Origin of the sequence: Paenibacillus sp. NPDC056933 (assembly GCF_042674385.1) — a bacterium.
In the GTDB taxonomy this organism is placed as follows: domain Bacteria; phylum Bacillota; class Bacilli; order Paenibacillales; family Paenibacillaceae; genus Paenibacillus.
The window spans coordinates 34,505-52,356 of sequence record NZ_JBHUQN010000004.1 but is presented as its reverse complement, the minus strand read 5'-3'; the positions used below and the strand labels follow the sequence as shown (position 1 = coordinate 52,356).

The following is a 17,852-nucleotide window of genomic DNA, read 5'->3' as shown; positions in this document are numbered from 1 at the left end:
AAATTCAACATTCACGATAAATCTATTGACTCCCATTACGATTCGTCATTAGAATATGAATGCCACATACCAATTGTATGTATCTTCAATCGTAATACCTCATTCTATATAGTGAAAGAAAAGGATGGTTAACCATGTCAGAGAAACGCTCCTCCAAGGGTGGAGAAATTCCGCAAATGTACAATCTGGACGAGATGGATCGCAAAATCATTGCCGCGCTTCATCAGAATAGCCGGATATCCTACACCGATCTGGGTACGCAGATTGGCTTGTCACGTGTGGCCGTTCAGGCCCGCATTAATGCTTTATCCGAAAAGGGAATTATTGAACGATTCACCGTGGTCATCAATCCGGGCAAGGTCGGACTCCAGGTCTCTGCTTTTTTTAATGTCGATGTAGAACCGCTATTTCTGGACGAAGTGGCCGCTAAACTGGACGAAGAGCCAGCGGTGACCAGCCTCTATCATATGACAGGCCCCAGTACCCTGCACATGCATGGTATTTTTGCAGATATGGAAGAGATGGAGCAGTTCCTGCTGGAAAAGCTCTACAAGATGCCGGGCATCGTCAAGGTAGAGTCACAGCTGTTGTTAAAACGATATAAAAGCCGAATGGGCATGAGACTCTAGGAGGAAACAGCATGAGTTGGAGAGATTACAACGGTCTCGTCATTGGAATGGTACGAACCGGAGTTTTGGGATATGGGGGCGGCCCTTCGGTTATTCCACTGATCCGTTACGAAGCCGTTACCCGTTATAAGTGGGTCAGCGATGAGGAGTTTGGTGAGATTTTGGCCATTGCCAATGCCCTGCCTGGTCCCATCGCGACCAAGATGGCCGCGTATCTCGGGTATAAAACCAAGGGCGTGCTGGGCGCTATTGTGTCTGTACTGGCCCACATTTTGCCAACGAGCATTGCCATCATTGCGCTCCTTGGTTCCATGTACGCACTGCGCGAATCTAAAGTCGTAGCAGGCATGGTCGCAGCCGTACGCCCGGTCATTTTCGTCATGCTCGGCATGATGGCTTACGAATTCGCCAAGAAAGCATGGAAGGGACTCGGCTCGACCTTTGCCACCCTGTTCGGTGTCCTTGCGTTTGTGCTATTGCAGCTGCTGGACATTCACCCCGGTATTGTGATTGCCGTCTTCCTCGGATATGGCGTCTTTCATCTGGATATGGTCCAGCGTTTTAAATCCAGGGGCAATTCCGACAAGGGGGTGTCCTAAGCGATGCTTCAGACATGGTGGGAATTGTTTTGGGGATTTTTTGTAGCCAACATCCTGGGATATGGGGGCGGCCCTGCCTCCATCCCGTTAATGCAGGAAGAAGTGGTGAACCACTACAAGTGGATGACCACCGAACAATTTGGTGATGTACTCGCCATCGGCAATGCACTTCCCGGTCCGATCGCGACCAAAATTGCGGCATTTGTTGGCTATCAGGTGGCTGGCTGGTTTGGCGCATTCATTGCCAGTTTTGCCACGATTGTGCCCTCAGCCGCTGCACTGATCCTCCTGCTCCGTTTGCTGAACAAGCATCGTACTTCACCCAAGGTGAAGGGCATGACCTTGCTCGTACAGCCAGTAATCGCTGTACTCATGATTCTGCTTACCTGGGAGTTCGGTCAGGTATCCACCGATTCCATCGGTATCTGGCAGACACTGATTATTGCAGGGATCTCATTATGGGTCATGACAAAAACCAAGCTGCATCCCGCTATTTTAATTGTCATTGCTTTTGCATACGGTGCGCTGGTTCTGTCTCACACGATGTAATTCATCCGTCATCACATTCGAGGAACGGCCTGGAACAACGTTGATGTACATTCTTTGCAATTTGCGAAGGTATGCACAAGTTCTGGGGCGTTTTTCCCCTATTCAAGGGATGAATGCTATTCCAATAAAAAAAAACGGTGATGCCAGCATTTAAGCTGTCATCACCGTACATAAAATTGCTAGTTTTACCTGCTTACTTGAAGATATTACTTCGCTTCAACAACTACAGTTACTTTGGTTTTCACACCTGCATAAGACACGGTAATCGTCGCTTTTCCTTTACCGTTGGCCTGGATAATACCATCCTTCACCGATGCTGTCGCAATACGGGAAGATTTCCATAGCGCCGGTTTGGATACGTTCTCTTCACTGCCATCCACATAAGTTGCCGTGGCAACGACCGTTACTTTGTCCCCAGGCTTCATGGTGAGGGTTACTTTATCGGTTTGCAAATATTTCAGCATATCTACATCTACAGCAATGGTTACAGACTTGCTGCCATACTTGGCTGTAATTTTCGCTTTGCCTGAACCTGTAGCTTTCACTTTGCCTTTGGTTACCTGAGCTACTTTGTAACTGTTGGTTTTCCATTCCGCTTTATCCGTGACATCACGCTCACTGCCATCGCTCAGATACGCAGTAACCGTAAGATCAGCGGTATCCCCTGATTTCAGGGAAAGCACCGGCTCGGATGCTTCAATACGTGAAATGACATCCACTTCAACCTGAATGGTCACTTTCTTGGAACCATATTCAGCCGTAATGTTGGCTTTACCGCTGCCGACCGCAGTAATAATCCCTTTTTTCACATCTGCTACACGTGAATTGCTTGATTTCCATGTTGCTTCGGAGGATACATCCTGGGACAAACCATCTTCATCCGTTGCTGTAAGTACAATTTGCTGTGTTTCCTTGGAGGACAACACCACAAAGTTTACGTCCGCCTCAAGCCCACTAGCCATGCCTACTTCAACAGGCAGAGTTAATGTTTTGCCTTCGATTTTCGCTGTAATGGTAACTTTACCTGTTGCAATACCCGTTACAATACCCTTGCTGTCCACTTCAGCGATTTTCTCACTGCTGCTGCTCCACGCTGCATCTTCGGATACATCTTTGGACGTATCACCGTAGACAGCCAGCACTTTTACAGACAATGTACCCTTAACAGCTACCGAGGCTTTTTTCTTGTCCATTTCATACTTGTCCGGTACGTCCACATTCACTGTAAATTTGACGGTTTTGCCGCCGTATGCCGCAGTGATCGTAGCTGTTCCCGATTTATATGCAATCAGTTCACCGCCAGATACATATACAACATCCGCATTGCTGGACGTCCATGTTGCTTTGGAGGTTACGTCTTCTTTGCTTCCGTCAATATATTCAGCATTAGTTACCAGTTTCTTGGTTTTGTTATCACCCGTAACACTCATGGACAGTTTATCATCGATACCCGCAATATCCAGGTATCTTGCCGTATCCACATCGACAGCGATTTCCACTGTTTTGCCGCTATACGCTGCCTTGATTGTTGTAGAACCCGCGCCAATCGCTGTAACTTGTCCCTTGAATACTGTCGCTACCTTCTCATTGCTGGATGTCCATGTCGCTTGATCCGTTACATTCACATCAGCGCTGTTCGGGTAAGAGGCAGTTAACACTACATTTGCTGTTTTGCTGGACTCGCTTAGACGGAAGAAAATGCTCTGTTTCTCCACACTCAGTTTGCTTGTCAGATCGACATCCACATCTACGGATACGGACTTCGTTCCATATTTGGCTGTGATCTTGGCAGAACCTGCCGAGTATCCTGTGATCTCACCTTTTAACACATCTGCTACTTTTTCGTTACTTGACGTCCACTCGGCCAGATCCGTTACATCTTTGGTTGTGCCATCTGGATAGGTGGCTGTCAATTTCACACTTTCGCTTTTGTTCAATAACAGATTGACTGTTTTCTTGTCTACATCCACACGTTTAACAACCTCAACGTTCACATCCACAGTCACACTTTGGCTGCCTACTTTACCTGTAATAACGGCCGTACCGGCACTCTGTCCCGTCACTTTACCATTCACAACCGTTGCCACTTTCTCGTCATCGGATGACCACTCGGCAACTTTGGAGGCTTCGGCATTCGTCGTGTTATCACTGTAGGTTGCCGTCAAAATAATGTCTTTGCTATCTCCTGTACGCAAGTCCAGCGACTGCACGTTTTTGGACAGGGCTTTGACCTTTTTGGTTACATTCACCTGAACCGTCTGACTCTGAGTCAGATACGAAATTGTAATGGTTGCTGTCCCTTCCTTTTTGGCAGTAATGGCACCATTATATACAGTCGCTATCGAAGTATCACTGCTACTCCAGGATGAACTGATCGTTACGTTTGCCGATGTATTATCGGTATATACTCCTGTCACCGTGACCGAACTGGAATCACCCACTTCGAGCGACAACTCATTTTTGGAAACTACAATTTTGGACAGTTCTTTATCTGCCGCAGCGGCCAAGCCTACGTTGGAAATACTCAGCACCAATACCAGCATCATCACCATGTACTTGGTCAATCTTGGCTTTAACATCATTTCCCTCCGATTCTTTTCATTTATTTCTTAGGTTTAATGTCGGCAAGTTCTTTCCAGATGTTTAGACTTTCAGGTCATTTTCAGGAAAAATAGTGGAAATCTGTTCCGCTATCTGGCTGATTTTAATCGATTCATACCCGCATTTATTCCGCATAATCTATGTATAGCCACTATATTGAATTGCATTTCATATGATCGGAGGACCCCAATGACTCCTTTGGTCAGAAAATACAGCATCTAGTCTAACGATCTGTAATCTTTATACTGAAGTGTGCTCCGCCTCCAACAAAGGAATGTGAATTCCAACATGGAGGCAGGCACACTCGGACAGTTGTACCGTTGTAAGGCAAATGGCATACTCAGGCCCGCGCATATACACTATCCGGTGGTGCTGTGTGTGAAGTTCCTGTTCTCAATCCGCTTAAAATAAACCTGGACGGCCACGCAGCTTCGCCAAGGCCTCCATATAGAAATAATCGCCATAGATAATCGGCACATTTAAGCCACGACCCTCTGGATAGTGAACGGTACCCTGCATGATCAGTCCTTCCTCCGCTGCCGTGTCACCGGAGCTGTAGTTCTCATGCAGCCCGCGGAGGATACGCTCTGCCGCGGCTGCATATTCTTCACCGCGCGGCGACAGCTTCGCCAACTCCAACAGGCCGCTTGCGGCAATCGCCGAAGCGGACGAGTCCCACGCCACCTGATGTTCTGCAGGTGCGCGGAAATCCCACACCGGCACGATCTCTTCGCCAAGCATGGCGAGGAAGAAATCGGCCGCCCGCTCCGCTGTCTCCAGATAACGGGCTTCGCCCGTATACCGGAAAGACAGCGCAAACCCGTGCAACGCCCAGGCGGTACCCCGCGCCCAGGCAGAACCTGGAGCATGGCCTTGCCCGCCATGCTCCCGCAGCTTCTGCCCCGTGAGTGGATCGAACTCCACCACGTGGCAGATGGACCCGTCAGCGCGGACGAATTCGCGCGCCACGGTGTCCGCGTGCGCTTCCGCCAGCCAGCGGAAGCGAGGGTCGCCGCTCTGCTCGGATGCCCAGTAGAGCAGCGGCAGATTCATCATGCTGTCAATGATGGCTACGCCGCGCGTATCCATCGTTGACGAGCTGAAGTTCCAGGCGCGGATGAATTCACCGCGCACGTTGAAGCGGGCAGCGAGCAGATTCGCAGCGAGCATTCCTCGCCGCCGGCCATCCGCGCTGCCTGTCTGGCGGTAGTTGGCTACGCCGCTAAGCAGCCAGATGAACCCGAGATCGTGATCGACCGATTCGGGATCACGCAGACAGCCCTCCAATTGCCGCTCACAACTTTCGGCATAACGGTATAACGGAGCGACAGCTTCGCTCTTTGGCGACTCACCATAGACAAGCCATAACAATCCCGGCCAGAAGCCTGCTGTCCACCATTCGGGATCATTCTGATCATACGTGCCCTGCGAAGCTGTGTGCGGAAATGTATCCTTGATGCGCTGCGCATTGCGAATGATTTTGGCTGCTCCTTGCCGCCATGCTTCTTCAACCCATGTTACCGATGTCGATGTATTCACGAGCATTGCCTCCTCTTTTCAAATCCTGCCCAGACGAACCGTAAACGTAATCCTCTGACTGCCGCTCACTATCATCCGTACTTCCTTTAATAAACCATTGCGAGAAGCCACGTTATAATCTTGAAGGTGAACTTCCCCTCCTTTATCAAGCACGGTCGATTCCACGTAAGCTCCACAATATTCACAGCGAACATGATCACCGGAGACCGTGATGACAGCCTGTTCCTCACCATCGCTGTACATCAGCGGGATCACAGCCCCAGCCGCTTTAATCTCTCCCTCGAACTCATATGTGACCGTTAACAAACCCGGCTGCTGCGTATAATACGTCCGAAGTGCCTTTAATCCGACCAGTGGGCCCACCCAGTCCACTGTGAATGTGTTGGTCGCCTGCCCCTGATCCTCCGCTACGTTAAAGACGACTGCTCCCCCTCCATCAGAAGGGTTGATTCCGGCATCCCGATTATATTCAACTCCGCAAGGAATACCTGCAGCCAGGCTGTGCCACTGCCCATCCGGTGTCCGCCAGGCCGGACAATAACTGATCGCCTTCGTCTCACCCTCCGAAAATTCAGTGAATCCAGACTCGGCATGCCCAGCAGCAGCGGGACCAATGAGTCCCGGAAGCCCCTGCTGATGAATCCGCACTAAACCGGGTACTGTATATGGGTCATTCAGAGCCGTATGTAACACGATTTGCTGGCCCGGTGCTGAAGCCGTGATGGTCTCAAACCAGCCATCCATTTGAAGGACTCGACTACCAATCTCGGACGGAATGGGCAATTCAGCCACTTCATCCCCGGGATCGCACAGATACGCATTGGCTAGTGCCGCAACCGTCCACAGGCTATAACACGTATGGTTGGTATAGATCTCGTATCCGTGGCGAACGGCCGGAGCATACCGATTCCGAACGATATTCAAACGGCCGTCCTCCATTTTCCACCGGTCCACGGCTGCAAAACACAGATTGGCCGCACGCGCAAATACGCCTGACATCACAAGATCACCGATCTGCTTTGCAGCTGAGGCATGACTGGAGAACACGTATGCAGCTGCAGCTTCATTCCATTGATGCTGTGAGCTGCGTCCTCGCGGAGGAATCTCGCCCAGCGGAGATAGCGTCAGGAGCGAAGTGAATGCCCCGCGCCGAATGTACTCAGCCAGGGAAGACGCACAGCTACCGTCATATCCGGCATCCAGCATAACACCCAAGTGATAGCGGGTAGCGATATCATACGCGAGCGGACTGTTTGGCCGATCCAGTGGACCATCCTGATACAGGCCAAGTGCTGTAAAACGCGGCAGGTGGAAGCTCTCCAGGTACTGATCCATCCATTCGATCCCTTCACTCGCCAGCTGCTCGCGGTAGCGAAGGTATTCTCCCGAGATCATGATGGCATTCCAGTTAATCATCCGGTTCGGGTTATTCATTTTGGACATTGTAAATACATAGGTTTCTTCCGGTTGAATCCGTTCCAGCTCTGCTGCCCATTGAGTCGCTTGCTCTGGCAATAGCGGCTGGAGCAGCATATAGGCTCTCAACATAAGTATGGGGAAAAAGTCGGCATGATTGTCCGGAACCTCGCCACGAACAACCAATGAGATGCTGTGAGTCAGAGCTGCTGCAGCCGAGGAGAGCAGATCGGTCCGCCCGTTCTTGACCAGAACCGCAGCTGCAAATGCATAAGCGGGCGTTGAATAGTAGCGCTCCCGATCAGAAAAGGGGTCCATAATGGCACCATTCTCCTGCTGATATACCGAGTAGGCACATACAATGTCTTCGATCAGTGCTATTTTGCGAGATCGATCCCATCCGCTAGGTTCTGCAAGTTTGGCCTGCGCTGCGTCGGTTCGGAACCTTTCCAGTTCACTTTTCCATGGATATGCTGAATCCGATGTATACGCTAACAAAGCAAATCACCCTCATTTCTGATCCCGACTTCCATCTGGGATTGAATTGGTTCGAGTCGTTTCTGGTTCCTGCTGCATTAATCCGTATTCACCGTTACTTCCGATTTTTTGTTCTTACTTTGGATGGATGGAGAATTTCAATCTGCACCATGTCTCTTTTACGGAGTGATTCCGGGAATTCCCCTCTTCATTTGCCGTTTGCCGCAAGAATAATGCCGTCCGATAAAATGTCAGGGGCAGGTGATCGTGATCCACCGTCTCTACCTCTTCCACCTGTGCATCCCAGAGGTCAGCATCATAATGCATCGTCACTACGGCCTTTCTCCCTTCCCACTGGACCCATGCTTCCTGTACTACAGGATGAATTCGACTCATAAAATGCTCAACGACTGGCGGCTTTTCGGTCAGGTGCTCTTCTCCACACGTATCAGAAGGTTGCTGCCACTGATAATAGTCTTCAAGGAAAAGCTCCGCTTCGGAGACTTTCGGCGGACAGTTCCAACTTAATCGCCGGGTATACTTCGCGAGTGTTGGAGCATCTGGGTAAGCCGACGTCAAATCAAATGCGGCCTCTAGTCCCTGCAATGATGATCGCTTGATGTGCAGCACCTTCGCCTCAGCTTGCTGTCCGGATTGCTGACTTGCTCCTTCGATGACCGGAACACTATGCCCCTGGGATCCAATTTGAAAAATACTTTCCCGTCCAGGTGCAAAATAGGCCTGAGTATACTTGCCTGAACCCGGGTCACAGAGAATATTTTCACCTCCGCCATGAAGAATAAAGTGTCCCAGATCATTATGATTATGGGGCTCTGCGTTATGACCGCCCTTTACGGCAAAGGCTACAGTCATTTCATTTTGTTCTCCCGTTGCCAGTACTCCTCGGGCCACCCCCCATGACAGGTCCTCCAGATAAACTGGGGCTGCCGGCAACTTCCTTTCACTTCCTCTTTTATATCCAGCAGGATTACTCCAAAGTATATTACGCAAAACATGGGCCCATCGGCGGCAGGGGTCCTCTGTCAGAAGCGGTATACGATGCTCCAAATCGACTTCAACCTGCTGTCGCTCGGCCAAAAGAGAAAGCAGGCCAGGCGGAATGGTCTCCCGCTCGCGACTGTCCGAAAAATTGACAAATACCCCGCCTGACAGGTGAATATTTCCGGGGAAAGCAGCGATCGCTCTCGTATGGGGATCGGATAGCATATCCAGTTTTCCTGAACTGAATATTCGCAGCATCTCTGCAAAATACGTATAAAAACCAAACCCGTAAACCCAGTAACCTACACCTTCAGCACATCCCCCATCCATCCCATACCCCTTCAAGAAAGCATTCATGGAATGAATAGTCTGCTGTACGGCCTTGGCCCTAAGATGCTCATCTTCCAACAGAAGGAGAGCCGCAATTCCACAGCCGCCGCTGCACACCGCTGACCAATTGTGCTCTGCGTTCTCCCAGCCGTATATCCGCTGCTCCCGGTACAATGGGGTGACTATCCTGCACTCGATCTCAGCCCGCACCATCCGCACCACACGTTGATCCAAAACGTCATTTAACATGATGATCATCTCTGCGAGCGTTTGCGCTGTTTCTGCAGCGAACAGGTCAATGTGTTCTCTTGCGCCCGCTTCTTTCCCTTCAGGTACATGAGCGGACAGACACCAGGTTGGTTCGTTACAGACACTCCAGATCAGGTCTTCCAGTAATTGCAGACGCTCAGCTGATGGCGATGCCGCAGCAAGTAATCCCAGTGCAGCGAGTCTCCCGCGCCGCTCGAAATATGCCAGCTCATACGCTTGGCGTTCACCTGTCTCCCTGAATTGGCGATATAGGGAAAAAGATAACTCAGGCAGGTTCTCCGTACTCGCTTTCTGCTCATATACTTTTAGATCTGACCAGAAGGAGGCATAGTCGGGATCATTCAATGTGTTAGCCAATCTATCTTTCCAACGGCAGATGTACTTCAAACCACTACCTGCATCATGCCTCATGGCCATCTCGATATCATCAGCCGTCCAATTCCATCCAGGGTGAATCGTCATGAGAATTCCTCCCTAATTTTGTAACCGATTTCATTTTAGCCCATCGTCTAGTAAAAATGAAGGGAGTTCCAATTAATGTTGTATAAAAAAATAAATAATGAAAATAAATGAAACTTTTCAAAGGTTTTTCTCGTAAAAGGGTTGTCGGACTCATAGCAAATGTAGTTCATTCCATTATGAGGACAGGTGAACCATACTGAATACTGAATTATTTAATCAGGCTGTAACTGAACTGCTGCATCGCTCCAATAGCCGTGTGTTTGTCCAGGTTGAGCCCCATTTTCCAGATAGTCGTCTCGTCGGTGGTAAATATCACATGGGAAGCCACACCGTGTATCTATATAAAAAAGAAATTGTGGAGCAATGCCGAATGCTGTTTGGCTCGCTCGCTCCATTAAAGGCCTATATTTATGTCATTCTGGCTCATGAACTGGGACATGCCGAGGATGTAGAATTGGTGGATTTGTCTAACCTTCTGGATGGACCCCATACGGCTCCTGAGCAAGCTAAAATTCGGCTGCGTATCGAAGAAAATGCTTGGCGTTATGCAGAATCCCTGCTCTTTGATATAGATCCCATTTTCTTGCGTACCATCATTGACGAATCCCTATACAGTTATCGTCAAGCGATCGAACCACATATTGCCTGACCTGTTAGTGCAACAACTCTCATAAAAAAACAAGGCCAGACTCACCCTTTTCCACAGGTGAGATCTGGCCTTGTTTGCTTGGACTATACAGTGTTCCTATATCAATGAATTAATTGTTCTGATTACGGGACCGAGCTTGTCCGCCCTTGCGTCCTGCCTCTTCACGGCTCATTTTGCCATCTTGATCATTGTTCCCATCATTGTTGTCACGGGCGCTTCCACCCTCCCGGCCAATCTCTTGATAGAATTCACGGTCGTGGGATTTCGATGTTGCTTCCCCGCCCTTGCTGCCAATCTCCTGGTAGAACTCCTGATCATGATTCCTGGAGGTTGTTTCTCCACCCTTACGTCCTGCTTCTTCACGGCTCATTTTTCCGTTTTGGTTATTCTGTGCCATTTTGAATTCACTCCTTATCGGGTATTGAATATAGTGTGCTACGCTTTTTAATTACCCTCTTATTTGGGATTAAAACATATATATTCTAAATATGTAATTTTTAATAAGATCATTTCTTTGTTATTTCGCTATATAAAAAAGAGCACAGGATCTGTACAGACCCCGTGCTCCATTTTTATTGAACTTTAAGTGGACTATCCTGTACTACAGACAACCACTGACGTGCGATAAGCTCATGACCCGCTGCCGTTGGATGCACACCATCCCACAACCAGTAAGCAGCGTCAGCCTTTTCAGTGGCCTGATTAAACACATCCTGCAATGGAACCAGCACAGCACCGAATTCTGTGGCAAGTTCACCAACAAGGCGCTGATACTGCCCGATACGCTCCTGCCAAGTGTCCCAACGCTCCACTGTAGCTCCGGTTTTAAGAATGAACGGCTCCATTAAAACCAGCCCGGTATTCGGCATCACTTCGCGTGTTTCCTCCAGCAAATGACGATATGCACGTCCAAGACGATCCGTCACTCCACTGGGTTCACCATTTATGGTGCGCCAGGCATCATTCACACCGATCAGAATGCTGATCAGATCCGGCTTCAAGCTGATAGTATCCTCGTTCCAGCGTGCATACAGATCGGAAGCGCGATCTCCGCTAATTCCTCTGTTGTAGAACGTTGGCTGCTTGGCTGCCAGTTCCACACCCAGTTTGCTTGAGATCAGATACGCATAGCCATGCCCGAGAAAATGATTCGGATCATCATTACGCGATCTTCCCCCGTCTGTAATGGAGTCTCCCTGAAAAAGTATAACGGATGAATGTGTACTCATAACCAAAACCGTTCCTTCCTGTATGTAAAATGAAAACCTCAACCCTTGTGTCTCCATTTTATCCCTTTCGGACGCAATAGAAAATAGCGTTTTCAGAACGAAACTTTTTCAGTTAACTCTCCGCGTTGTACTTCCTGCAATGTCACCTACAGTTCTCCGCGTCTATAAGACGTTTCAGATCTTTAAGATTTTGGTTCCTTCGCGACATATCCTCCACCCTGATATTCCGTCTCATCCTGCTTATCCGGCGCTCCCTTGCGCTTCGCCTCGTCCCATAACTCTGCTGCATCGTCCTCCGGGCGGTACCCAATCTTCTGTTCCAGATATCCAATATCATAATAATTATCCGTATTGGCTGAAGTCCCATATAGATTAACATATTTCATGCTTGAATCTGCCTCAATGCAGCACTCGGCAAGCTGCACCATGTCCCTTGGCGAAATCCAAATGTGTGCAGAACGCTCAGAATGCGGATGCGCATCGCCCGAGAAGTTGCCAATTCGAATATTGAATGACGACAGATCATATTTATCCACGTAATATCGTCCAAGCAGCTCTATATAACATTTGCTGAGTCCATAAAAACTGTCTGGCCGATAGGGATCATCCACTTTGATATCCTCCCCTGTTGGATAGAACCCTGTCGCATGATTTGAACTCGCAAAAATGACCCGCTGTACACCGTTCAAGCGTGCAGCTTCATACACATGGTAGGCCCCTGTTACGTTGATGGGCAGGACTTTGCCCAGAAAATCTTCTTCATCCTTGGCCCATGCAATGTGCAGCACCGTCTGAACACCCTGCATCAGCTCTTTCAGTCGTTCTCCGTCTGTCACATCCATTGCGACAATGCCTGCTTGAGGGTCATCATGAAGATCAGCAGCCACGATCTCATACTTGCCCTTTTCTCTCAGTCCCTCCAGCAGACTGCGGCCAATGACTCCCGCTGCTCCCGTTATCAACAGTCTGTGCTTCGGTTTATCCATGGATCTAACTCCCTTCGCTCCAATTAAGAGTTCCTAATGAACATTATTAACCGATAGAGCGAAGGATTTACCTGATCCACATAGACCCCGGTTAGTTATCCCATCAAGTACCGCAAAATCATCATCGCAACAATACCGACAAGTACGGTTCCAAGCAGACTGCGGGTCCAAATTGCCACGGCAATGGTAGGCAGCGCTGCCCACAGGGCCGCATTATGCGTAATCGGCACTACCTGGTTGTCCGCCATAAACAATTCCTGACCGATCAGGGCCGCCATGACTGCCACAGGTACATATTCAAGCCAACGTAACAGCCACATCGGAATCTGTATTTTACTGAACAGCATGAGCGGCAATACGCGCGGGATGAACGTTAACAAAGCTGAACCCATAATAATCCAGAATACATCCCATCTTACTTCCATCGTTCCATCACTACTCCCATCGTTGCCGCAATGACCGCAGCCACAATGACACTCATGCTGCCAAGCGAAGCCATGCTGGCGAAGATTACACAGACAACGGCAATGATCGCCACATTGATGTGTAATTTTTTATTTTTGCGCTGCATCAGCTGAAGCACAACCAGACCAATAAACATTGCAGGCAGGGCAAAATCAAGCCCCAGCCGCTCGGGATTGGTTATCCAGCGTCCAAAGTAAGCTCCCGCCATATTCGCCACAAACCAGTTCAGATATGCTGTAATGTTCAATCCGTGCATCCAGCGCTCACTCAGCGTTTTCCGGCCAATCGCTCGTGTCATCGCCACACCAAAGGACTCGTCGGTAAGCAGCGAGCCGATCCACATATTTTTAAGCGGCGTCAGATGACGAAAATACGGTGATACGGCTGCACTCAGCAGCAGATGGCGAAGATTCACGAAGAATATGGTGAAAATGATGGCCGTCGCTGACCCGTTCGATGCCAGCATGCCTGCGGCAATAAACTGGGCCGATCCAGCATATAGAATCAGACTGAGCAAAGCCGTCTCCGCCAAACTTAGACCTGCGGTCATTTCAATTACACCCGCTGCAAAGCCAATACTTAGATACCCAAGCAGTGTCGGGATACAGTCCTTAACTCCCTGCATAAATGAAGCTTTATCCTGTACCTCTTCTGTGCCCGCGGGTCCAGATATCAGTGGTATAGATTTATCCAAATCCCGTGCATCCCCTCTCCAGTTCATTCCGCATATGGCAGAACCAAATCCATTCTCTGTATGAATGCAACATGCCCATGTACATCCGTGTTCGTTACATTAATTCAGAAATATACCACAAGATGAGGTATCCGTGGAGAGACAGATTTCCTTTTACAAAACAGATGTGATCCAAAATACCTATGTATCCCAAAAAAAATTTTCATAAAACCCATAATTAATGTTGAATAAACTCGAATTTTGTCATACGATAGCACCAGAAACATCTGGAAAGGATGGAATGTACTATCTGTTTCCAGATGAACCTGTCCATCAGACTAGGAATGGGATCTATCTAGGGGGAATGTGTATGAAGAAGATGCGTAACCGCGTGACTGCAAGAACGTTACAGATGAGAGAAAAGCTGATTTTGTCCTTTGCCATTGTATTGCTGATTCCGACAATCAGTTTGGGCATGATCTCGTTCCGAACAGCTGAAGCCAAGGTTGAAGAAAAAATGTACGAAAACGCCATCAGCAGTGTGAATGTACTGAATCAGACCATTGATCAGATCATTGGAGCCACGCGTAAAAATGTTGATTTCCTGGCTAGCCAGCTGGATGCCGGGAACGTCGGACCGAAACAGGGGGATGAAACAGAGACGATTCGCACCCTGCTCGATGCCTACAAGGAAACACATAACGACGTAGAACTGGCCTCGATTGGTACCGACCAAGGCGTCTATATCAATTCCCCTGTAACAGCGGTGAACAAGGCTGGATATGACCCACGCGAGCGCCCTTGGTATCAGGCTGCTACGCAGAACAAAGACATCCCCACTGTAATCACTCCTTACATATCAAGCAATACCGGCAATGTTGTTGCATCGGTAGCCCAGACTTCAGCCGATGGTCATGGCGTTGTCTCTGTGAGCCTGTCCCTTGAAAGCCTGTCCCAAACGGTTAACACAACCAAAATCGGGAAAAAAGGATATATCTATATCATCGATAATGCCAATAAAATCATCGTACACCCTACCGAAAAACCGGGAACTGAAGGCACGATGGAACCTTATAAAACCATTTTTGAACAGAAAAATGGAAGTTTAGATTATTCGCTAAATGGCACCCAGGAACATGCTTTTTTCGCAACAAATGAAACAACGGGCTGGACCGTGGTAGGTGTCATTGATAACAATGAAGTGACCGAATCCGTCCGTCCTATCCTGTATACCACACTTGTCGTTGTAGCAATTGCTATTGCTGTAAGCTCCATCATTATTTTCTGGATTGTGCAGTCGATCACCCGACCACTGAAACGTCTGGTGACTGCGTCCAACGAAATTAGCAATGGTAATCTGGCCATTGAGGTCCCTGTTACGGGACAAGATGAATTCGGAAAACTCAGTACCAGTTTTAATAAAATGAGCCAATCTTTGCGTAACGTCATCCACGATGTGCGTCATACGGCGGACGAGTTAACCGCATCTTCCGCACAACTGGCTATCAACTCGTCCGAGACGACTAAAGCGACAGAACAAGTTGCCTTGATCACAGAAGAATCGGCAGCAGGTATTGAGAAACAAGCCACAAGTTTGAAGCATACGTCGCAGCAGATGAACGAATTGGCTGGAGGTGTTGGACAGGTAACGAACAGCACACAGCAAGTATCCGAAGCCGCCATGCAAGCAAGCGAGCTGGCGGATAAAGGGAATGCCACGATGCAGACAGCCGTATCCGAGATGGGTTCAGTGAGTCGCTTCGTACAAAGTATGGTAGAGACCGCTGAACGACTTGGGCAACACTCTGCATCCATTGGTGAGATGGTATCTGTTATTACAGACATCGCTGCACAAACCAATCTGCTAGCCCTTAACGCATCCATTGAAGCGGCAAGAGCAGGCGAGCATGGACGCGGATTTTCCGTTGTTGCCAGCGAAGTTCGCAAGTTGGCGGAACAATCCAGCTTGTCTGGACAGAAAATTGTGGAGATGGTTGGAGCGATTCAACAGGAAATTTTGCGAGCAAATCAAGATGCACAGGTTGGAAAACGGGATGTGAGCAACGGGATTCGAGCCGTTCAGTTTGCAGACGAAGCCTTTGCCCAGATTAGCCAGGCTGTTGGAGTCGTAAACGATCAGCTTGAGACCATCGCAGCCGCGTCACAGCAAATGTCTGCCAGCACAGCAGAAGTGGTACAATCCATTGAGCAGATTCATACCATCTCGGAAACCAATGCCGATGGAACGGAGAATATCTCTGCTGCTACCGAGGAACAGGTTGCTTCCATGCAGGAGATTTCATCGTCTGCCGATTCTCTCGCCCACCTGGCTCATAAGCTGCAGAAACTGGTGGAGCAGTTCAAGCTATAAACAGGACCCAAGCAAAACTCCCTTTGCCCAACCAGGGCAAAGAGAGTTTTTTAGTATAAAGTTAAGCTTATTGACCAGATTCCTTTTTATCTCCATGGTATCCTTTATCGCCATACGGCTCCAGCTGATCGAACCAGCGGTCTACCAATTTGGCTAATGCGTCCTTGGTATCGAAGTACGGGCTGTCTTCTTTTTTCAACTTCTCCAGCACTTCGATGACGAAGGCATCGTCCCCGTATTCATTCCATTCCGCTTGCAATTGACGATTGAGGTGGCTGCCCATTTGCAGCATAAACTTCTGACCATTAATGGTTTTCAGATTAAGTGTGCTATCGAGAAACACTTTCCCGTTGCGTTCATTGCGGATCTGATAGACTCCCGCCTCTGTTTTGATCTCCTTGGCCTGTTCCTGCAGTTCTTTGCGACGATTCATTTCTTTGTCCTCCCTTTTTACTGCTTCTGTCTCCGTTTCCGATCCTTTATGTCCGTGCTTCTTTCCTTTACCATTGTGGTCAGCATCGTTCGCCAGCCAATATCGGCTCCCATCTTCCTTGCGCACCAGCAGCCCGAAGTCGATCATATACCTGCGAAGCTCCACATAATCGCCATATGTCTGTTTCAACAGCTCATTGACCTGTTTCTCGGTATATTGTTGTCCGGGTTCAAATCGTTTGGCTATCTCGGTCAGCACGATCCATTTATGTTTTTGCTGTATGTGAAAAGTCGTCAACGGTCCCTCTGTACCCTCGGGGAAATATTTGCGCAGCACCTTCTCCCGATCCTGTTCTGTTATTTCGAATTGATTCCGGTTGATGGTCTTCACATGCCTTGTCACAGGCAGCACCAGTTCCGCAGGCGCATGAGTATCCTTGCTTTTGAGCAGTTCCATCAGTGCCAGAAAAATTTTGGCCTGCCGCTCTTTCTCCTTCAGCACAAACCGATGATTGCGGATGGTGGAAGCACTCCCGATTCCGAGCGCCTTCTGCACCTCGGTGTCTTTCTTCCCTTCGTAAAATTGACCCAGCAGGCCCCGCTGAACATCGGACAATCCGGTAATACTTTTGTCCAGCTCCAGCAAATATTCGAACACCGACCCGTGAGTCTTCTCAATATGAACGCGCATATAACGCTCTGCTTCGTAGAGTACGCCTTCTTCAGGGTATATGATGCCTAATTCCGTTCTATAGCCACAGCAGATACATATGAATGCAGGTTCTTCCTTCACATATCCGCACTTGATCTCTTCGAGTGAGGCGGTTTGCAACAAGGATTCCGATGATTTCATTGAATTGGCTCCTTTGATTGGATTTAATAGGTTTAATGGATGTATAGATGTTGGCATTGATACCAATGTATTAACCCTTTACACCTAATTACATTATTTTTACGTTTGTTTATTTATAGACACAATACATTTTTGTTTGTTATTTGTCAAGAAGAAGTGTCCTATGTATGTTATCCATAAAAATAAATCGAGAACACCCCAATACAAAAAGGGGTTGTCCGAAGTCATCAGCATGACGTAGGACAACCCTTCTTCTTTAGCTATTTTACTCTAATGAGCCCGGTACAGGACTATTCGATCTGATTTACCCAGGTCCGAGA

The 17,852-nt window shown here is 48.6% G+C and carries 15 protein-coding genes; 5 read left to right on the top strand and 10 right to left on the bottom strand.

Annotation, left to right across the window (positions count from 1 at the left end):
• The first annotated feature begins 134 nt into the window (after positions 1 to 134).
• The 3 genes from chrS to chrA are packed head-to-tail and all read left to right on the top strand — an operon-like array spanning position 135 to position 1,777.
• Entirely contained in the window at positions 135 to 629 is a 495-nt protein-coding gene (gene chrS / locus ACFTRD_RS24335) for a chromate efflux transcriptional regulator ChrS (protein ID WP_192262543.1), read from the top strand.
• An 11-nt stretch (positions 630 to 640) separates the two neighbouring features.
• Positions 641 to 1,228 carry a chromate efflux transporter ChrB gene (gene chrB, locus ACFTRD_RS24330; protein WP_379384545.1) on the top strand — a complete coding sequence of 196 codons (588 nt, stop codon included), beginning with the start codon at positions 641 to 643 and terminating at the stop codon, positions 1,226 to 1,228.
• A gap of 3 nt (positions 1,229 to 1,231) precedes the next feature.
• The gene (gene chrA / locus ACFTRD_RS24325) at positions 1,232 to 1,777 is read left to right on the top strand and encodes a chromate efflux transporter ChrA (protein WP_062322378.1); all 546 of its coding nucleotides are present in this window, start codon (positions 1,232 to 1,234) and stop codon (positions 1,775 to 1,777) included.
• Positions 1,778 to 1,983: 206 nt separating this feature from the next.
• On the opposite strand, the gene ACFTRD_RS24320 is transcribed toward chrA, so the two are convergent.
• The 4 genes from ACFTRD_RS24320 to ACFTRD_RS24305 form a co-directional block, all read right to left on the bottom strand.
• Entirely contained in the window at positions 1,984 to 4,356 is a 2,373-nt protein-coding gene (locus ACFTRD_RS24320; RefSeq protein WP_379384543.1) for an Ig-like domain-containing protein, read from the bottom strand.
• Positions 4,357 to 4,780: 424 nt separating this feature from the next.
• Complete coding sequence (locus ACFTRD_RS24315) at positions 4,781 to 5,923, bottom strand: glycoside hydrolase family 88 protein (RefSeq protein ID WP_192262537.1); 1,143 nt, start codon at positions 5,921 to 5,923, stop codon at positions 4,781 to 4,783.
• A gap of 12 nt (positions 5,924 to 5,935) precedes the next feature.
• A complete protein-coding gene (locus tag ACFTRD_RS24310) occupies positions 5,936 to 7,831 on the bottom strand; it encodes a glycosyl hydrolase (RefSeq protein WP_379384540.1) in 1,896 nt (631 codons plus the stop codon).
• 114 nt (positions 7,832 to 7,945) lie between these two features.
• On the bottom strand, positions 7,946 to 9,874 hold the full coding sequence (locus ACFTRD_RS24305) for a heparinase II/III domain-containing protein (protein WP_379384538.1): 1,929 nt from the start codon (positions 9,872 to 9,874) through the stop codon (positions 7,946 to 7,948).
• Between the two features lie 331 nt (positions 9,875 to 10,205).
• On the opposite strand from ACFTRD_RS24305, the gene ACFTRD_RS24300 reads away from it, so the two are divergent.
• Entirely contained in the window at positions 10,206 to 10,523 is a 318-nt protein-coding gene (locus tag ACFTRD_RS24300) for a hypothetical protein (protein WP_379384536.1), read from the top strand.
• A 109-nt stretch (positions 10,524 to 10,632) separates the two neighbouring features.
• Here ACFTRD_RS24300 and ACFTRD_RS24295 read toward each other — a convergent pair whose 3' ends face one another.
• From ACFTRD_RS24295 to ACFTRD_RS24275, 5 genes are all read right to left on the bottom strand, one after another.
• On the bottom strand, positions 10,633 to 10,920 hold the full coding sequence (locus ACFTRD_RS24295) for a KGG domain-containing protein (RefSeq protein ID WP_379384534.1): 288 nt from the start codon (positions 10,918 to 10,920) through the stop codon (positions 10,633 to 10,635).
• Between the two features lie 175 nt (positions 10,921 to 11,095).
• Positions 11,096 to 11,752, bottom strand: a complete 657-nt coding sequence (locus tag ACFTRD_RS24290) for an SGNH/GDSL hydrolase family protein (RefSeq protein ID WP_379384532.1) — start codon at positions 11,750 to 11,752, stop codon at positions 11,096 to 11,098.
• Between the two features lie 182 nt (positions 11,753 to 11,934).
• On the bottom strand, positions 11,935 to 12,738 hold the full coding sequence (locus ACFTRD_RS24285) for an NAD-dependent epimerase/dehydratase family protein (protein WP_192262528.1): 804 nt from the start codon (positions 12,736 to 12,738) through the stop codon (positions 11,935 to 11,937).
• A 95-nt stretch (positions 12,739 to 12,833) separates the two neighbouring features.
• Positions 12,834 to 13,163, bottom strand: coding sequence for an AzlD domain-containing protein (locus tag ACFTRD_RS24280; RefSeq protein ID WP_192262527.1), 330 nt, complete (start codon positions 13,161 to 13,163; stop codon positions 12,834 to 12,836).
• Positions 13,154 to 13,828: an AzlC family ABC transporter permease gene (locus ACFTRD_RS24275; protein WP_053780112.1), complete on the bottom strand. Its 675-nt coding sequence runs from the start codon at positions 13,826 to 13,828 to the stop codon at positions 13,154 to 13,156. Before ACFTRD_RS24275 ends, ACFTRD_RS24280 begins: the two co-directional genes overlap by 10 nt.
• Positions 13,829 to 14,246: 418 nt before the next feature.
• On the opposite strand from ACFTRD_RS24275, the gene ACFTRD_RS24270 reads away from it, so the two are divergent.
• A complete protein-coding gene (locus ACFTRD_RS24270) occupies positions 14,247 to 16,247 on the top strand; it encodes a methyl-accepting chemotaxis protein (protein ID WP_379384529.1) in 2,001 nt (666 codons plus the stop codon).
• 67 nt (positions 16,248 to 16,314) lie between these two features.
• On the opposite strand, the gene ACFTRD_RS24265 is transcribed toward ACFTRD_RS24270, so the two are convergent.
• Complete coding sequence (locus ACFTRD_RS24265) at positions 16,315 to 17,532, bottom strand: DUF2087 domain-containing protein (RefSeq protein WP_379384527.1); 1,218 nt, start codon at positions 17,530 to 17,532, stop codon at positions 16,315 to 16,317.
• Positions 17,533 to 17,852: the final 320 nt, after the last annotated feature.